Below are 13,381 nucleotides of genomic sequence, written 5' to 3'. Positions count from 1 at the left end.
GGCATCCTGTGGTCCTCCGCCCTCGGCTGCTATCACACGACCGCTCCAATGGCTACAACCTATCGTGAACCACTCTAGTGACTTCCCCGGTGCCCGTGCGAGGGAACCATCGCCACAACAAACGCCCCAGGCTTTTCATGGTAGCCGGGCCTCATGGCTGGGTGAGCGAGGGACACGCCGCCCGCGTTGTTCGTTTTCAGCTTCAAGATCTTGGTCCGCTGCATAGGGGAGCCTCCTCGCCGGGCTTTACCTTGTCCGGCTGGGGTATTGACGGCTACGGACCACGCAGCAACAGCTCGGCTAAGACTTTGCCTTATTGCTTGAGTCCCTGAAGGGTATTGGTCATAACAGCGTTTATGTCTGTGGAGCAAGCGCCTCTATTGATCCTGCACAGCCGCTCTGGACCACCACGTTCATACTCTTGGCAATCTGTATCCGATTGGATACACTTCCAGGATGGCATACACGGTCATCATGAGCGAGACCTTCCGCCGCTGGATGAGGGCACTGCGGAACCGCCAGGCCCAGGCGCGGCTCGCCGTGCGCCTTGACCGGGTTGCAGATGGCAATTTCGGCGACCACCGCAGCGTGGGCCAGAGGGTCAGCGAGCTGCGGATCAACGTGGCCCAGGGCTATCGGGTCTATTACACAATCCGGGACAAGACCCTGGTGATCCTGCTGTGCGGCGGCGATAAAGCGAGCCAACAGCAGGATATCCACCGCGCCCAGCAGATGGAGCGCGAACTCTAAGTGAGGAACCATGAGCAAAGAAACGTATACCCCGTGGGATAGTGCCGAGTTTCTTGAAGACGATGAAGCTCGTATCGAGTACCTGAAAGCCGCGCTCGAAGAAAACGACCCGGAATTTTTCGTCAAGGCAGTCGGCACCGTGGCGCGCGCCATGGGCATGACCGCCGTCGCCCACAAAAGCCACCTGGGCCGACCCAGCCTGTACAAAGCGCTGTCCGGCGAGCGCGACCCACGCATCGGCACAGTGATGAAGGTGCTTGGGGCGCTCGGTGTCCGTCTCACCGTTACCTCCAAAGCGGCGTGACGCGGCGCCCGCCACACCGAGACACGGAAGGGTGCTGGCTATCAGCCCCGAGTGAACGCCGTGTTACGGGCCTTCAAGAAAGTCGCCGGCTAAATGGGGGTCCAGAGATTCTTCCGTGCCTTCAGACCGCTCGTGGGCAAGGTGGAGGTACGGTTTGGCGTGGTCTCCAGTATCCCCGGTGACCCTACCCCAAATCCGAGGATAGATCGAAGGGAGCTGCAATGGACGAGGCGGCTACGGAAAGGCACGGTCGAACATCTCGATTTTCATTTGCCGCCCCGGGCGAACCTGTCGCCGAGAGTGGCGTCAGAGGTGAACTTTTCCAGGGAGCCGCATCATCAATGCCTCATTGAAGTCCCGTATATCTACCGGGTCGTTTTTCCTAATACTCAGCCGTCCGAGTGGAAGGAAGTCAACCTGGAAAAACTGGAAGAAAAAGAAGGGACACCCCAATTTCGGCGCTATGCCGGATCACCCATCGTTCGTCAAGCGGAGGACAGCAACCTCTTGGTGTTCTCGATAAAAGTGGTTCACTCTCGGTATGGCACGGCAGGATGGGCAGGGCTGTGGTCTCTGTATAAAGGCGAGCTTTATTCTGACCCCCTAAGCCGATCCGCTTAGGGTGAGAATGTCAAGGGGTGAGCCAGCGTGGGGAACACCGTGCACCATGCGTAACGGCCCACGTCGCCTCGCTCTCTCTCACCCGGCCAAGCTTAACACAATGGCAATTTATCAGACGTGCAGATCGCCCATTCGGGCCTGATTTGGCGGGGTTTGCGGTCGATCTGAACGAATCACGGGTTAACGGCCGCCCAAGCCGAAGATTATTCACCCGGCGTTTCGTGCGGAAGTGATAGCGCGAGCGGACGTGGAAGGAGAGATGTGGGTGCTTCGGCGCGTCTGGGTGCAGCAGGAGAACCCCTTTGCTGACGGGGGGATCGTACCGGATGTTGTCTATCCAGTCGCCGCCGCGCTGCCAGATTGCGGTCGGGGCGGTCGGATGTCTGGATTGAATCGTTCACTCTGGCTCGTCAGCTTCTTCCATCTCATAAGACTCTGGGGCCAGTCGCTTCACACGAGGAGCGAAGACTCTCCGAAGTGCTTCTAACTTTAGAAGGAGCCATTCATGTTGCTCCGGCCACATTTGCCTCTTGTTCAGGTCAACGGTCAATCGCACATAAATGCGGCGCACTATCTTCTGGGGTGGATTGTGCCATGTGAGCGGTTCTCCAATCTCTTGCTCAATCGCAGCTTTCTCATTTTCTAACTGGGCGTAATAACTCTTTGCATGTGTGTCGAATAGGACCAGTTCGGCTCGCAGTTCATGAGCGTCATAGCTTTCAGACACAGAATCCCACAGAGAAGCGATTGCTGCCAGCTTTGTTCCAGTCTTGCCAATCGCAATATTCATCCAGTGCTGAGGCAGAGGTTTTGTTGGTGTGATCGATGTTTGCCGTTCTCTGACATATTCTCGAAAGGCTGTCCAAAATTCTAACTGCAATTGCTTTGATTCGGTTAAGGCTTCACTTTGTACATCTTTTGCGCCTTGGGCGACACTCTTGCTCCAGTCGTTTGGTTTACAGGCAATGTTAAACTTTGGAGCGACCGGCGAATCACCAATCTGCCAGAGTTCCACTTCAAGGCCAAAGAAATTGAAATCACCTCCAGTAATATGATTGAGCCAGTCCATCGCCGCCCGATGTTCTTCGGTGAAGTGCTTAGCGATCCAAACAATTGTGACGGCATTTAAACCGGCGGCATATGTCAACAGCTGGCCCAGGTGTCTATGGTCGGTTCGCTCAAGCTGGTTTTCGATGAGCACCCAGCTGTCGTTTGCCGTATTTTTGCAAAGAATGTCTGCTCGAAAAGGCCCAACATTCTTTTCTTGAGCCTCTAGCTCCAGTTCATCAAGTCCGATCGTATCTCCCAGGAGCTTGAGGTTTTCTTTCTTGGCAAGCCATGGAGTGAACTCGTCTGCTTCGTCCGTCCAGATGGTACGCAGGTCAACCTGTTTCAGTACAGAAAGGGAAGGTCTCATGGTTGTCATAGGCTTATCCTAGGCTCTGTCATAGCAGACGCGCACTGCATCGGCCATGTCAGGAGCCGTGTAGCGGACTCTGCCCAGTATCCCGTTTTCCGTCGGCGAGCTGGAAGCCTGCACGCGGCCAAGTGCTTCCGCTGGCTCTGGCTCGGTAAGCGCTGGACGACGGTCTATCCTCGCGTCATGCTGGGCATCGGCGGGCCATCTCCGCAATGATAGTGCCGAGAGTTGCGTATTCGCCGGCCATGCTGCGTGGCGGCGGGATCAGGGGCATGCCCGGCACTCCTGGGGGCAGGTGATACCCTTCATGTTTGGCCTGACGCTGCAATTCGTAGTCAATTGCGCTTTCGAGTTCGCTGACGCGGCGGCCGAGTTCGCCACACGATGCTTGGGCGATGGGCAAGGCGGCTTGTCGCTCTGCTTCCGCACGCCACACCGCTTGTTCGGGCGTTTCCTCAAGTATTCCGCAACCGAACAACAGTGCCGCAGCGGCCGCAATCGAGACCTGGAAGGCGTCCCATTCGTGCAGAAAATCGTCATTAGAGCATTTTCAGCAATTTCCGATGCGTCTGAAGAGGCCTAGGTTGCCCGTTCGAAGCAGCCCCTGATGACGGCGCCCAGCCGGCCATGACTCAAGATAGCGTGAAAATGCTCTAGCTGCGCCTCCATACCGCTTCCGCGCTACGCCGTAAATCACCCAGACCGAACAATCTTCGGCCGGCCGTTTCACCCGCGATTCATTCAGTCGCGCCTGACCGGCCTCAGCCCGTAACCCCTTGATTTTCCGACACCGCGTCTCGGCCGTTCCGTCCGTTGTGTCTGATAACGCGCAAAGCGTTAAGCTTGGGCGTGTGCTCCGGCCCTGCCTGGTGCCCGAAGCTTTTTCAATGAATTTATAACTTTTTTACTGCGAAACTTGATAGTCGGATTTGAGAAACCGGTTTTGTGAGAAAAGAGTGACCGTTCGCCAAAACCCGCACAAAAATTTTGAGCGAAGCAGACGGCCAACCGAGCGGCGGTAAGGAGGAACTCGCTGTCCCCGTCGGTCTTACAACTCGTCTTCCTGGATGAGCTGCTGGGCGTCTTGCAGGTTGCGCTGGGCGCGCACAAAGTTGGCGTTGAGCCGCACGGCTTCTTCAAAGGCGAGGATGGCCTCGTCCCGGCGGCCCAGGCGCAGGTAGAGTTCGCCGAGTTCGTTGTGGGCCACGTCGTCGGTCGGACACAGGGTCAGGCCCTCCCGGTATGTGGCGACGGCCGCGTCTTCGTCCGCAGCCTTGCGGGCCTCCTCAAACGTGTAGAACGCGGTGTTGCAGTCCTCGCGTTCCTTTTCGGCCTGCCGGGCCTGCTGCCTCAACGCCTCGGTCTCGGCCTTGATCTGGTCGGTTTCGGCCTTGAGTTGGGCGATCTCGGCCTGCTGCTGCTCAATCAGGCTGCGGTCAATGACGAGGTCCCACATGCCGTCCCAGGCGCTGCACGCCGACAGCAGCAGACACCCGGCCAGGAGCAAAACAATGTGATGCAGCCTGACCTGTGGATCAGGCTGAGAGGATGAACCACATGTCCAACGCTGGCCCATTCAGAAATTGTCCTTGAGGTAGCGGGTGCGCTCCAGCACGGTCACGTCGTCGAGTCGCAGGCTGGGAAACTGCTTTTTGATAGTGGCCCGCAGCTCCTGACTGTCCACCCGGATAAACGGATTGATCGTCTTTTCCTCGGCCACGGTTGACGGAATGGTCGGCTGATTCTTGGCCCGGGTCTCCTGGGCCCAGCTCAGCTTGGCCTGGACGGCGGCGTTGTTCGGCTCCAGGGTCAGGGCAAACTCCAGGTTTTTGATCGTGTACTCATGACCGGGGTAGATCCGGGTGTCCTCGGGCAGGGCACTCAGCTTGAGCATGTTGTTGTGCATGTCTGCGGCCGTGCCCTCAAACAACCGCCCGCAGCCGGCGACGAACAGCGTGTCGCCGGTAAAGGCCACTTTTTCGGCCGCAAAATAGGCGGCCACATGCCCGCTGGTGTGGCACGGGATGAACAGAAACTGGCCCTCCAGATTGCCGATGCTGACCGTGTCGCCCTCGTCCACCATGTGGCTGATGCACGGTGTGCGGGTCTCGTCGCGTTTGTGGCCGTAGACCCGCAGGTCGGGATATTCCTGGACCAGCTCCTTGTTGCCGCCGACATGATCCCAGTGGTGGTGGGTGTTGATGATGGTGGTGAAGTGCACCCCCTCGCGCTTGACCGCCTCGGCCACCGGTCCGGCTTCCGAGGGGTCTACCACGCCGGCCTCATTCGTGGCTTCGTCAATGATGAGATAAGCATAATTGTCGGACAAAACGGGAATGGTGAGAATTTTCATCGGAGTCTCCTTGTGCTGGTGCGGGCTTGAGAACGGGGCTAATCTATCGGACGCCTCTCGGCGGGGTCAAGCCAGTGTTGCGCGACTGTTGCGCGACCGGCCCGTCCTCGGCTAAGACAGACACACCCCCCGTTCTTGGAGGCAGGCCATGCAAGGTGTTCTGGATCATATCGTGTTGAATGCGGAAGATGTCGAAGCCCTGGTGCGGTTTTATACCGAAGTCGTCGAGCTGGCGCCCGAGCGCCTGGACGCCTTTCGGCAGGGCCAGGTGCCGTTTCCCTCGGTCCGGCTGAACGCCGGCACAATCATCGATTTGGCCCCCAAAGCCATGTGGCAGGCAGACGAGCTTCAGGACCGCGGTCGGCCCAACCTGGGCCATTTCTGTCTGACCCTGGACAAGGCCGACTGGCAGGGGCTGCGCGCCCGGGTGGCGGCCCGGCACGTTCCGATTGAAGGCCCGCTGCCCCGCTGGGGGGCGCGGGGGAATGCCACCTCGATCTATTTTCACGATCCCGAGGGCAACGAGATTGAGGCGCGCTACTATGAAGACTGAGAACGCCTTCACCCCAGCTCATGTTCTAAGCTGACACCTGCTCGCGCAGAAAACCGCCCACGATGCGGTTGAACTCGTCGGCCCGCTCAAAATACACCGAGTGGCCGCAGCCGGGGACTTTGATGAACCGGGCGTGGGGCAGCTGGCCGGCCACGCTCTCCATAGCCGGCGGCGGGGTCAGGACATCTTCCTCGCCGACGATCAGCAGGGTCGGGATCCGTTGCTCGACAATCGGCCGGGGATCAGCCTTGAGGCTGAACAGGGCCGTGCCCAGATTGGGCGCCACGTGCAGGTTGAGGGCCACAATCTGCTGGTACAGGAAGGTCAGCACCGGCTCGCGCTGGGGAAACGTCGGCGAGTAGGCGTTCTTCAGCAGCTCGGCCAAGCTGCCGCGCGAGCGTTCTCGAATCCCGGCCTGGGCTTGGGCAGTCTGATCGGTTTCGATCCCACCCAGGGTGTCGCACAGGATCAGGCCGCTGGTCCGCTGGGGGTGGGCGGCGGCAAAGCCGCACACCGTCCAGCCGCCCATTGACTGGCCGGCCAGCACGGCTTTTTCCACCTCAAGATGATCGAGCAGGGCGACCAGATCCTGCACAAAAGCTGTGGGACCGGGACCGTTCGGGACATCCCGCGACAGTCCGAAATTCCGGTGGTCAAAGGTAATGACGCTGAAGGAGTCGGAGAAGGCTGGCACCTGCTGCCACCAGCTCAGATGGCTGCCGCCCCCGCCGTGGGCAAAGACCAGGGCCGGGCCCTGACCGTGGACCTCGTAGTACAGCTCAATCCCGTTAATGCTGGCAAAAGGCATACGCTCCTCCGTGTCACGACGATTTCGGCGCCGTCCTGTCGGCCGCAATCTCGGCCTGCGAGGCTACGACGCGGGCGGTTTTGAGCTGGGCGATATGTTCTTCCGAGTAGCCCAGGATGCGGCCTAAGACCGCATCGGTGTGCTCGCCCAGCAGCGGCCCCGGGGCGTGGACCCCACCGGGCGTGGCTGACAGCTTGATCGGGGTGCCGTCCAGCACGGCCCGGCCCTTGTCCGGGCTGTCCACCTGCGCCCAGTAGCCCCGGGTGCGGAGCTGCGGGTCGCGGTCCAGGTCTTCAGCGTTGGCCACTACCCCGGCCGCTACGCCGGCCTGCTGGAGCACGCGCATGACCTCGTGGGGCGTGTGCTGGCGGGTCCAGGCTTCGATATGGCGGTCCAGCTCGTCCTGGTTGTCCAGACGCGCGTCGAGGCTGGCGAAGCGCTCCTGGCGGGTCCAGGCCGGGTTGGCCAGCACCCGGCACAGCGCCTGCCACTCGGCTTCGGTAAACACGGTGATGGCGCACCAGCGGTCGTCGCCCCGGCAGCGATAGAGGCCGTGCGGTGCGGCCGGAGCCTCCTGAGAGCGGTTGCCCGGCGGGCCGAGGACCGTTCCGTTGGCCGCGTTGTCGAGCAGGGCCGGCCCGACAATGCTGGAGATCGTCTCAAACTGTGACAGATCGACGAACTGTCCCTGGCCCGTGCGTCGACGGTGCCACAGGGCCATCAGCACGGCCAGGGCGCCGCTGTAACCGCCCGACATGTCGGCGTAGGAATAGCCCCAGCCGGCCGGCTCCTTGCCGGCGTGGCGCATCAGCAGAGTATAGCCGGACAGAGCCTGGAGGGTCGGGCCGTAGCTGACGTAGTCCTTGTGCGGCCCGGTGTGGCCAAAGCCCGACATGCTGACGGCAATGATGTCGGGCTTGATCTGGATGAGGCTGTCGTAGTCCATACCCCAGTTGCGCATCACCCGGGCGCTGAAGTTGTCGATTACCACGTCCGAGACCGCCACCAGCCGGCGGGCGATCTCCACCCCGCGCGGGTCGGCCATATTGATCACGGTGCTGTGCTTGCCGCGGAACAGGTTGCCGGTAAAGCCGCCCCGGCGGGTGCCGAGGTCGAGCGAGTCGCGCCGCTCGATCTTGATCACCTCGGCGCCCTGGTCGGCCAGAATCCGGGTCGCCACCGGCCCGGCCACCACCCAGGTGAAGTCCAGGATGCGTACGCCGCTCAGCGCCCGGCGCTGGGGGTGCTGCTCGCTCATGCCGTCCCGCCTAGCCGGTCACTACGATTTTGCCGAAGTGGACCGCGCTGTCCATGCAGCGCAGGGCGTCCTGGGCGTGCTCGAAGGGAAACACTTGGTCGATCACCGGCTGGGTGTGGTTGATAGTCATGGCCGCGTTCATGTCCTCGAACATGTCCCGCGAGCCCACATAGATGCCCCGCAGCTGGATGCTCTTTTGCAGGATCGGCATCGGGTTGGTTTCGCCGGCAAAGCCCGACAGGACACCGATCAGGCCGATAAAACCGCCCACCCGGGTGGCCTGAAACGACTGGCCCAGGGTGCCGGCCCCGCCGACCTCGACCACATGATCGACCCCCACCCCGTCGGTAATGTCCAGGGCGGCTTTGCCCCAGTCGGGGGTGGTCTTGTAGTTGATCAGGTGGTCGGCGCCCAGCTGCTTGGCGCGCTCCAGTTTTTCGTCACTGCTGGAGGTGATGATGACCTGGGCGCCGGCCGCCTTGGCGAATTGCAGGGCAAAGATCGACACCCCGCCGGTGCCCATCACCAGGACCGTATCGCCGGCCTTCATCTGGCCGACCGACACCAGGTCCTGCCAGGCGGTGACCGCCGCACAGGGCAGGCTGGCCGCGTCTTCATACGACATGTAGTCGGGGATACAGACCACGCCGTCCTCGTCCAGGACCACATACTCGGCCCACATGCCGTCCAGCGCGCCGCCCAGGGCTGACTGGCCATGGCTGGCTTTGGGGCCGCCCGACAGCCACGACTGAAAGAAGATACCGGCCACCCGATCACCTGTCTTGACCCGGCTGACCCCCTCGCCGATGGCCACCACTTCCCCGGCTCCGTCGGACAGCGGGATCAGGGGCTGTTTGAGGCCGCGCAGCCCGCCGTGTTTGACCGTCATCAGATCCCGGTAGTTGAGCGAGGTGGCTTTGACCCGGATGCAGATCTGGTGGGGACCCGGCTGTGGGTCGGGCCGCTCGACGCAGTGGAGCTGTTCGATGCCGAACTCTTGGTTGATTTCCCAGGCGCGCATAGGAGACTCCTTGTGTGAAAGAAAGGTCTTCGGTCTTCAGCTTTGCCTTTTGCCCTCTGCCCTTTTGGGATTTTATGCGGCAAAGGCTTCGACAATGTTTCGCCAGCGTTTGTCGTTGACCCCCGGCCGGTCGGGGTGGTAGAAGGCCACCCGGTCGAGCAGACCGTGGTAGCGTTCCTTGAGCAGGGCCGGTATTTCTTCCGGGCTGCCGGTTACCGTATACACGTCCAGCATTTCATCGGTGATGTCCCTGGCCATGGCCTGCCACTCGCCCTGGGCGGCTTTTTTGTTGAGCGCCAGACACACCTCGCCCCAGCCGTGCACGTCGAGCACCGGCTGATAGGTGCGGGTTGAGGCGTAGAAGGAGATCTGGCTGCGGACCTTTTCGCGCATGGCGTCGATTTCCTTCTGGCTGTCGCCCATGATGACGAAGGCCGAGCTGGAGACACACACGTCTTCCCGGCTGCGTCCGGCCTTGGCCGCACCCTCGGCAAGCTGGGGAATAACGCGCTCGCGCAGGAAGCGGGCCGAGTGGAAGGGGTGGGCGTGAAAGCCGTCGCACAGCTCGCCGGCCAGGCGACACATATAGGGGTTGACCCCGGCGATATAGACCGGCACCTGGGGATGGTCAATCTTGCCCGGGCTGAAGGCCGGCGTCATCAGTGTGTGATTGAAAAACTTGCCCTCGAAGCGCAGCGGGGTACCGTTCTGCCAGCAGTCCCAGATCGCCCGCAGGGCTTGGACGATTTCGCGCAGCTTCGGACCCGGTGATTGCCACGGCACGCTGTAGCGGCGCTGGTTGTGGCCCTTGACCTGGGTGCCCAGGCCCAGCACGAACCGGCCGCCCGAGGACTTCTGCAAATCCCAGGCGGTGTAGGCCAGCGACATGGGGCTGCGGGGAAAGGACAGGGCTATGGCCGTGCCCAGCCTGAGCCGGCTGGTGCTGGTGGCGGCCACGGCCAGGGGCAGAAACGGATCGTGGGTGTTCTCCATGCTCCAGGCCGCGTCAAAGCCGACCTCTTCGGCATAGCGGGCAATGGCAATGGCCTCCTGCAACGAACTGGCCGTCATCAGGGTGTCGAGTTTCATCTGCGATCTCTCCAGTGTGGGCCGGTTTCTGGGCCGGTTTCTGGGCCGGTCTCGGCCGTGGGCTGAGACAACCATATGCCCGGTCGGAAATCAACGCCGGCCTATCCCCCCGACCATGAGCGGGGACGGGGGCATGGCGCCGTGGCGGCTGCGGGTCGAGGGCCTGTCCCCCTGACCACGAGCGGGGGCGGGTTTTAAACCCGCCCCTAGCCCGGCAAAAAATTCCGGTCGAGAGCCTGTTCCAAAGCAAACGGACAAACAGCAGGAAACGTCACAACAGGTAAGCCGCTTTCATCCGCAGCCGCTTCACGGGCATCCTGATAGCAATCGTCAAGAACGCGTTCAATATACGGTCGTAGGCTCGGACTGTCGGCTAATTCATCGCGGACGCGGCGGCGGTGCTCTCGTATGCTTGCCCGCCAACTGTTGGTCCGATGGTGCGGCTGATAGCGGTACTTCAGGAGATGGATCAGGATGATGATGAGCGCGCTTTTCACAGCCCGTCGCTGGCTTCTCCCCATGTCCTCAATCTCCTCAGCCAGGTTCTCGATATCCAGCCCTTGCGTGTGACCGGACCGCAGCGCTTCTGCCTGTTCTCCAACCCAGGCGTAGAAGTCCTGTTCGTACAATGCCTGTCCCTGTCTGTCCGATTGAGACGGTTGAGAGGATTGAGAAATTTTGTGCTGTGCTCTCGGCATGTGACCCACTCTAGCATTGGTGTCTGTCTTGAGACATGTCTCCACACCCTAATAGCCCAGCGCCCGGGCCGCCCCTTCCAGGACAACGGGCACCGACCAGGCGGTGCGGGCGAGGCGGATGTCGTCGCTCTGGCCGGTGGCGTACAGCCCCGCCGCACTCATCCAGAACGCGGCCGAGCGCAGCTGATACAGCATGCCGTAATAACAGCAGACCGCCTCGTCGATGGCTATGCCGGTCGCCTGCTCATAGTCCCGGAAAAAAGCGTCCCGCTCGACAAGATGCGACAGCAGTTGGCTGCCCTCACGGTTCAGGTCGGTCAGGACATACGCCACGTCGTACATCGGGTCTCCGATGACTTGCAGCTCCCAGTCCAGAACCGCCGAGACTTCGTCCCTGTCGATCAACAGATTGCCGGTCCGATAGGCACCGTGGACCAGCGTCAGACGCGTGGTGGCGGGTGCGTTGGCCTTGAGCCAGCCGATGAGGTCTACGAGGATGGGGTGCGGCTCTTGCTGAGAGAGTGCGACCAGCTCACACCACTTGTTGACTTCACGCAGCGCAAAATCCTTGCCTGACCCGGGCACGCCCAGGAACGCCAGACCGGCCGCCTGCCAGTCAATGGTGTGGAGGGTGGCCAGGGTGGTGGTAAAACTCCGGGGCAGGCTGCCGCGCGCGGCAGCCTCGGCGTAAAAGCGCCGGCCGGACGAACCCCACGGACTCGGGCAGGTTCCGGCCACTTTCTCCATCACCAGGAAGGGTTTGTCGAGAATGGCGGGGTCGCTCTCGTACCAGTACGGCGTGGGGGTGGGCAGCGGCGTCGAGGCCAGACACTGGAGGACCCGAAACTGCACGCCGAGATCGGAGAAGTGTCGCAACAGGGCGTTGCCCGGGTCGCGTCGCAGGCACAAGCCCCGCGTTTTTGAGGCGCCGTTCTCGGTCCAGTGGACGTCGAACAGCCAGGTCTCGTGCGACCAGCCCACGGCGATGCGCTCCAGGGCTTCGAGGCGCAGGTCGGTCACGCCCGGCAGCCGGGTCTGAATGTAGTGGCGGATGCGTTCGGCCATATCCCGGTCGTCGGCAGGCGTGCTCATGCGGCGTACACCATCTCGCGGTCGATGCGTGCCCGCAGCCGGGCGCGCACCCGGCCGATGAGGCTGTTAAAGCCTTCCTCACCCAGCTCGGACCGGGTGGCATACAGGGTTTCAATGAGCCGTGACACGCTCGCCGTATCGCGGTCGTGGTCCAGAGTCTGTACCGCAGCTCGGAGGGACGGGGGAGTAGTCGTGTCGAGTTCTCTGGCCAGTTCTGCCGCGAGTTCCTGCATGTCGTTCCGGCCGGCTGTGGCGTGGTCGTCGGCCAGCCGCAGTTGGCCGGCGAGTTTTTGCAGGACCACGGCCGCCATGAAGGCTTGCGTCTTGGGATAGGCGGCCTCGACCGCCGGGCCGATGTCGGTTTTGAGCGTGCGGGCGATGCGTTCCAAGAGTGCGGCTGGAGCCAGTTGGATGTAGTCCGGCATCAGATCCTCCTTGCGTCTGCCGCCCGGGCGCTGCGCCGCAGACGCGACCAACGGTGCACGGGCCACATGTCCTGGTCCTCGCCGTGGCCGCCCTCTCCGTTGATGTCCCAGCGCATCAGGCTGTTGATGTCGATAAAGGTGTGGCGGTTAATCACGATCCGGCTCAGCGGCTCGCCCACCGCGTGGAGTTCGCGGCCCGCGCTGTCGCGAGCCTGAATCTCGACGCGGGTGATCCAGCCGTTTTGTGTATCTCGCTCAACCCTGCGCTCGCCCTGCGCCAGCGGTTGTGTCCGTCCGTCGCGGTGGAGAAAGCCATACGCCACCGGATTCCGGTCCTTGTCCACGTTGGTCACGGCCAGAAAGCCGTGGTCGGGGGTGGCCACACCGGTGACATACGCCGCCTGCCGGGGGCGATCCTCCCGGCGCCGTCCCCAGGTGCGGTCGCGGATGGCCAGGCAGTCAATCGGGATCGTTTCGCCGTGCAGGACGAGGCTACCGCTCACGCGGCCGATCTGGTCGAAATGCTGCGCGCGTCCAAACGTCGAGCCCGTACCGGTCAGCGGCTCGGGCGGCATCACGCCGTCAAAGCGCAGCACGGCCCGTAGACGCGGCTCATCGTCATAGCCCAGGGCGTAGGACATACAGGGTTCGATGACCCGGATCGAAACGCCGGTCGGCAGGCGGATGTCGTCCAGGTCGTGTTCGCGCGGCAATTCCAGGGCGGTGTAGTTTGCCGAGTACAGGACTTCCCAGGGCAGGTGAGCCGAGTCGTCCCAGACCCAGGCGCCGCCGGCGACGGTGCCGATTGTCGGCCGTGCCTGGGTATACAACCAGCCGCCCAGGCGCCGCTGCGGGTGGAAGAAGGAGAACCAGGCCGTCTCGGTCGCCCACCAGTCTGCGCCCAGCTCGTCAAAGTGAAACCGATCATCACGGTCGGTGAAACGGCCCTGCTCAGCCATGCTGCGTTCTTTCTCTCAAAGTGGTTTGGG

At 62.1% G+C, this 13,381-nt stretch carries 15 protein-coding genes; 4 read left to right on the top strand and 11 right to left on the bottom strand.

Going from position 1 to position 13,381, the window contains the following annotated elements:
* The first annotated feature begins 456 nt into the window (after positions 1-456).
* Both J4F42_16310 and J4F42_16305 read left to right on the top strand, forming a co-directional pair.
* Entirely contained in the window at positions 457-750 is a 294-nt protein-coding gene (locus J4F42_16310) for a type II toxin-antitoxin system RelE/ParE family toxin (GenBank protein MCE2487079.1), read from the top strand.
* A gap of 10 nt (positions 751-760) precedes the next feature.
* On the top strand, positions 761-1,054 hold the full coding sequence (locus tag J4F42_16305; GenBank protein MCE2487078.1) for a putative addiction module antidote protein: 294 nt from the start codon (positions 761-763) through the stop codon (positions 1,052-1,054).
* A 1,018-nt stretch (positions 1,055-2,072) separates the two neighbouring features.
* Here the strand turns inward: J4F42_16305 and J4F42_16300 are convergent.
* On the bottom strand, positions 2,073-3,101 hold the full coding sequence (locus J4F42_16300) for a DUF4268 domain-containing protein (protein MCE2487077.1): 1,029 nt from the start codon (positions 3,099-3,101) through the stop codon (positions 2,073-2,075).
* 301 nt (positions 3,102-3,402) lie between these two features.
* Here J4F42_16300 and J4F42_16295 point away from each other — a divergent pair, with 301 nt between their 5' ends.
* Positions 3,403-3,678, top strand: coding sequence for a hypothetical protein (locus J4F42_16295; GenBank protein MCE2487076.1), 276 nt, complete (start codon positions 3,403-3,405; stop codon positions 3,676-3,678).
* A 465-nt stretch (positions 3,679-4,143) separates the two neighbouring features.
* Here the strand turns inward: J4F42_16295 and J4F42_16290 are convergent, their stop codons facing one another.
* Both J4F42_16290 and gloB read right to left on the bottom strand, forming a co-directional pair.
* Positions 4,144-4,671: a tetratricopeptide repeat protein gene (locus J4F42_16290; GenBank protein MCE2487075.1), complete on the bottom strand. Its 528-nt coding sequence runs from the start codon at positions 4,669-4,671 to the stop codon at positions 4,144-4,146.
* Positions 4,672-5,448 (bottom strand): hydroxyacylglutathione hydrolase, encoded by a 777-nt coding sequence (gene gloB / locus J4F42_16285; GenBank protein ID MCE2487074.1) that lies wholly within the window; start codon positions 5,446-5,448, stop codon positions 4,672-4,674. It lies immediately after the preceding gene.
* A gap of 148 nt (positions 5,449-5,596) precedes the next feature.
* Between gloB and J4F42_16280 the strand changes: the two genes are divergently transcribed.
* Positions 5,597-6,001, top strand: coding sequence for a VOC family protein (locus J4F42_16280; protein MCE2487073.1), 405 nt, complete (start codon positions 5,597-5,599; stop codon positions 5,999-6,001).
* Positions 6,002-6,026: 25 nt separating this feature from the next.
* Here the strand turns inward: J4F42_16280 and J4F42_16275 are convergent, their stop codons facing one another.
* The 8 genes from J4F42_16275 to J4F42_16240 all read right to left on the bottom strand — a co-directional run bounded on the left by J4F42_16275 (position 6,027) and on the right by J4F42_16240 (position 13,351).
* A complete protein-coding gene (locus J4F42_16275) occupies positions 6,027-6,809 on the bottom strand; it encodes an alpha/beta fold hydrolase (protein ID MCE2487072.1) in 783 nt (260 codons plus the stop codon).
* A gap of 13 nt (positions 6,810-6,822) precedes the next feature.
* Positions 6,823-8,067, bottom strand: coding sequence for a CoA transferase (locus J4F42_16270; GenBank protein MCE2487071.1), 1,245 nt, complete (start codon positions 8,065-8,067; stop codon positions 6,823-6,825).
* Positions 8,068-8,077: 10 nt separating this feature from the next.
* Complete coding sequence (locus tag J4F42_16265; protein MCE2487070.1) at positions 8,078-9,088, bottom strand: NAD(P)-dependent alcohol dehydrogenase; 1,011 nt, start codon at positions 9,086-9,088, stop codon at positions 8,078-8,080.
* A gap of 72 nt (positions 9,089-9,160) precedes the next feature.
* Positions 9,161-10,177, bottom strand: a complete 1,017-nt coding sequence (locus J4F42_16260) for a TIGR03617 family F420-dependent LLM class oxidoreductase (protein MCE2487069.1) — start codon at positions 10,175-10,177, stop codon at positions 9,161-9,163.
* Between the two features lie 206 nt (positions 10,178-10,383).
* The gene (locus J4F42_16255; protein ID MCE2487068.1) at positions 10,384-10,806 is read right to left on the bottom strand and encodes a DUF29 domain-containing protein; all 423 of its coding nucleotides are present in this window, start codon (positions 10,804-10,806) and stop codon (positions 10,384-10,386) included.
* A 117-nt stretch (positions 10,807-10,923) separates the two neighbouring features.
* Positions 10,924-11,967 carry a phosphotransferase family protein gene (locus tag J4F42_16250; protein ID MCE2487067.1) on the bottom strand — a complete coding sequence of 348 codons (1,044 nt, stop codon included), beginning with the start codon at positions 11,965-11,967 and terminating at the stop codon, positions 10,924-10,926.
* Positions 11,964-12,392, bottom strand: a complete 429-nt coding sequence (locus tag J4F42_16245; protein MCE2487066.1) for a hypothetical protein — start codon at positions 12,390-12,392, stop codon at positions 11,964-11,966. The genes J4F42_16250 and J4F42_16245 overlap by 4 nt, the downstream gene beginning before the upstream one ends.
* Positions 12,392-13,351, bottom strand: coding sequence for a hypothetical protein (locus J4F42_16240; GenBank protein MCE2487065.1), 960 nt, complete (start codon positions 13,349-13,351; stop codon positions 12,392-12,394). Before J4F42_16240 ends, J4F42_16245 begins: the two co-directional genes overlap by 1 nt.
* Positions 13,352-13,381: the final 30 nt, after the last annotated feature.

The sequence above is a fragment of the Desulfurellaceae bacterium genome, assembly GCA_021296095.1.
In the GTDB taxonomy this organism is placed as follows: domain Bacteria; phylum Desulfobacterota; class Binatia; order Bin18; family Bin18; genus JAAXHF01.
This window is presented reverse-complemented; position numbering and strand designations above follow the sequence as displayed.

Excerpts from the sequence above, each read along its gene's own strand:
- J4F42_16310 (MCE2487079.1), top strand. The coding sequence starts at position 457 with ATGGCATACACGGTCATCATGAGCGAGACCTTCCGCCGCTGGATGAGG.
- J4F42_16305 (MCE2487078.1), top strand. The coding sequence starts at position 761 with ATGAGCAAAGAAACGTATACCCCGTGGGATAGTGCCGAGTTTCTTGAA.
- J4F42_16300 (MCE2487077.1), bottom strand. The coding sequence starts at position 3,101 with ATGACAACCATGAGACCTTCCCTTTCTGTACTGAAACAGGTTGACCTG.
- J4F42_16295 (MCE2487076.1), top strand. The coding sequence starts at position 3,403 with ATGTTTGGCCTGACGCTGCAATTCGTAGTCAATTGCGCTTTCGAGTTC.
- J4F42_16290 (MCE2487075.1), bottom strand. The coding sequence starts at position 4,671 with ATGGGCCAGCGTTGGACATGTGGTTCATCCTCTCAGCCTGATCCACAG.
- gloB (MCE2487074.1), bottom strand. The coding sequence starts at position 5,448 with ATGAAAATTCTCACCATTCCCGTTTTGTCCGACAATTATGCTTATCTC.
- J4F42_16280 (MCE2487073.1), top strand. The coding sequence starts at position 5,597 with ATGCAAGGTGTTCTGGATCATATCGTGTTGAATGCGGAAGATGTCGAA.
- J4F42_16275 (MCE2487072.1), bottom strand. The coding sequence starts at position 6,809 with ATGCCTTTTGCCAGCATTAACGGGATTGAGCTGTACTACGAGGTCCAC.
- J4F42_16270 (MCE2487071.1), bottom strand. The coding sequence starts at position 8,067 with ATGAGCGAGCAGCACCCCCAGCGCCGGGCGCTGAGCGGCGTACGCATC.
- J4F42_16265 (MCE2487070.1), bottom strand. The coding sequence starts at position 9,088 with ATGCGCGCCTGGGAAATCAACCAAGAGTTCGGCATCGAACAGCTCCAC.
- J4F42_16260 (MCE2487069.1), bottom strand. The coding sequence starts at position 10,177 with ATGAAACTCGACACCCTGATGACGGCCAGTTCGTTGCAGGAGGCCATT.
- J4F42_16250 (MCE2487067.1), bottom strand. The coding sequence starts at position 11,967 with ATGAGCACGCCTGCCGACGACCGGGATATGGCCGAACGCATCCGCCAC.
- J4F42_16245 (MCE2487066.1), bottom strand. The coding sequence starts at position 12,392 with ATGCCGGACTACATCCAACTGGCTCCAGCCGCACTCTTGGAACGCATC.
- J4F42_16240 (MCE2487065.1), bottom strand. The coding sequence starts at position 13,351 with ATGGCTGAGCAGGGCCGTTTCACCGACCGTGATGATCGGTTTCACTTT.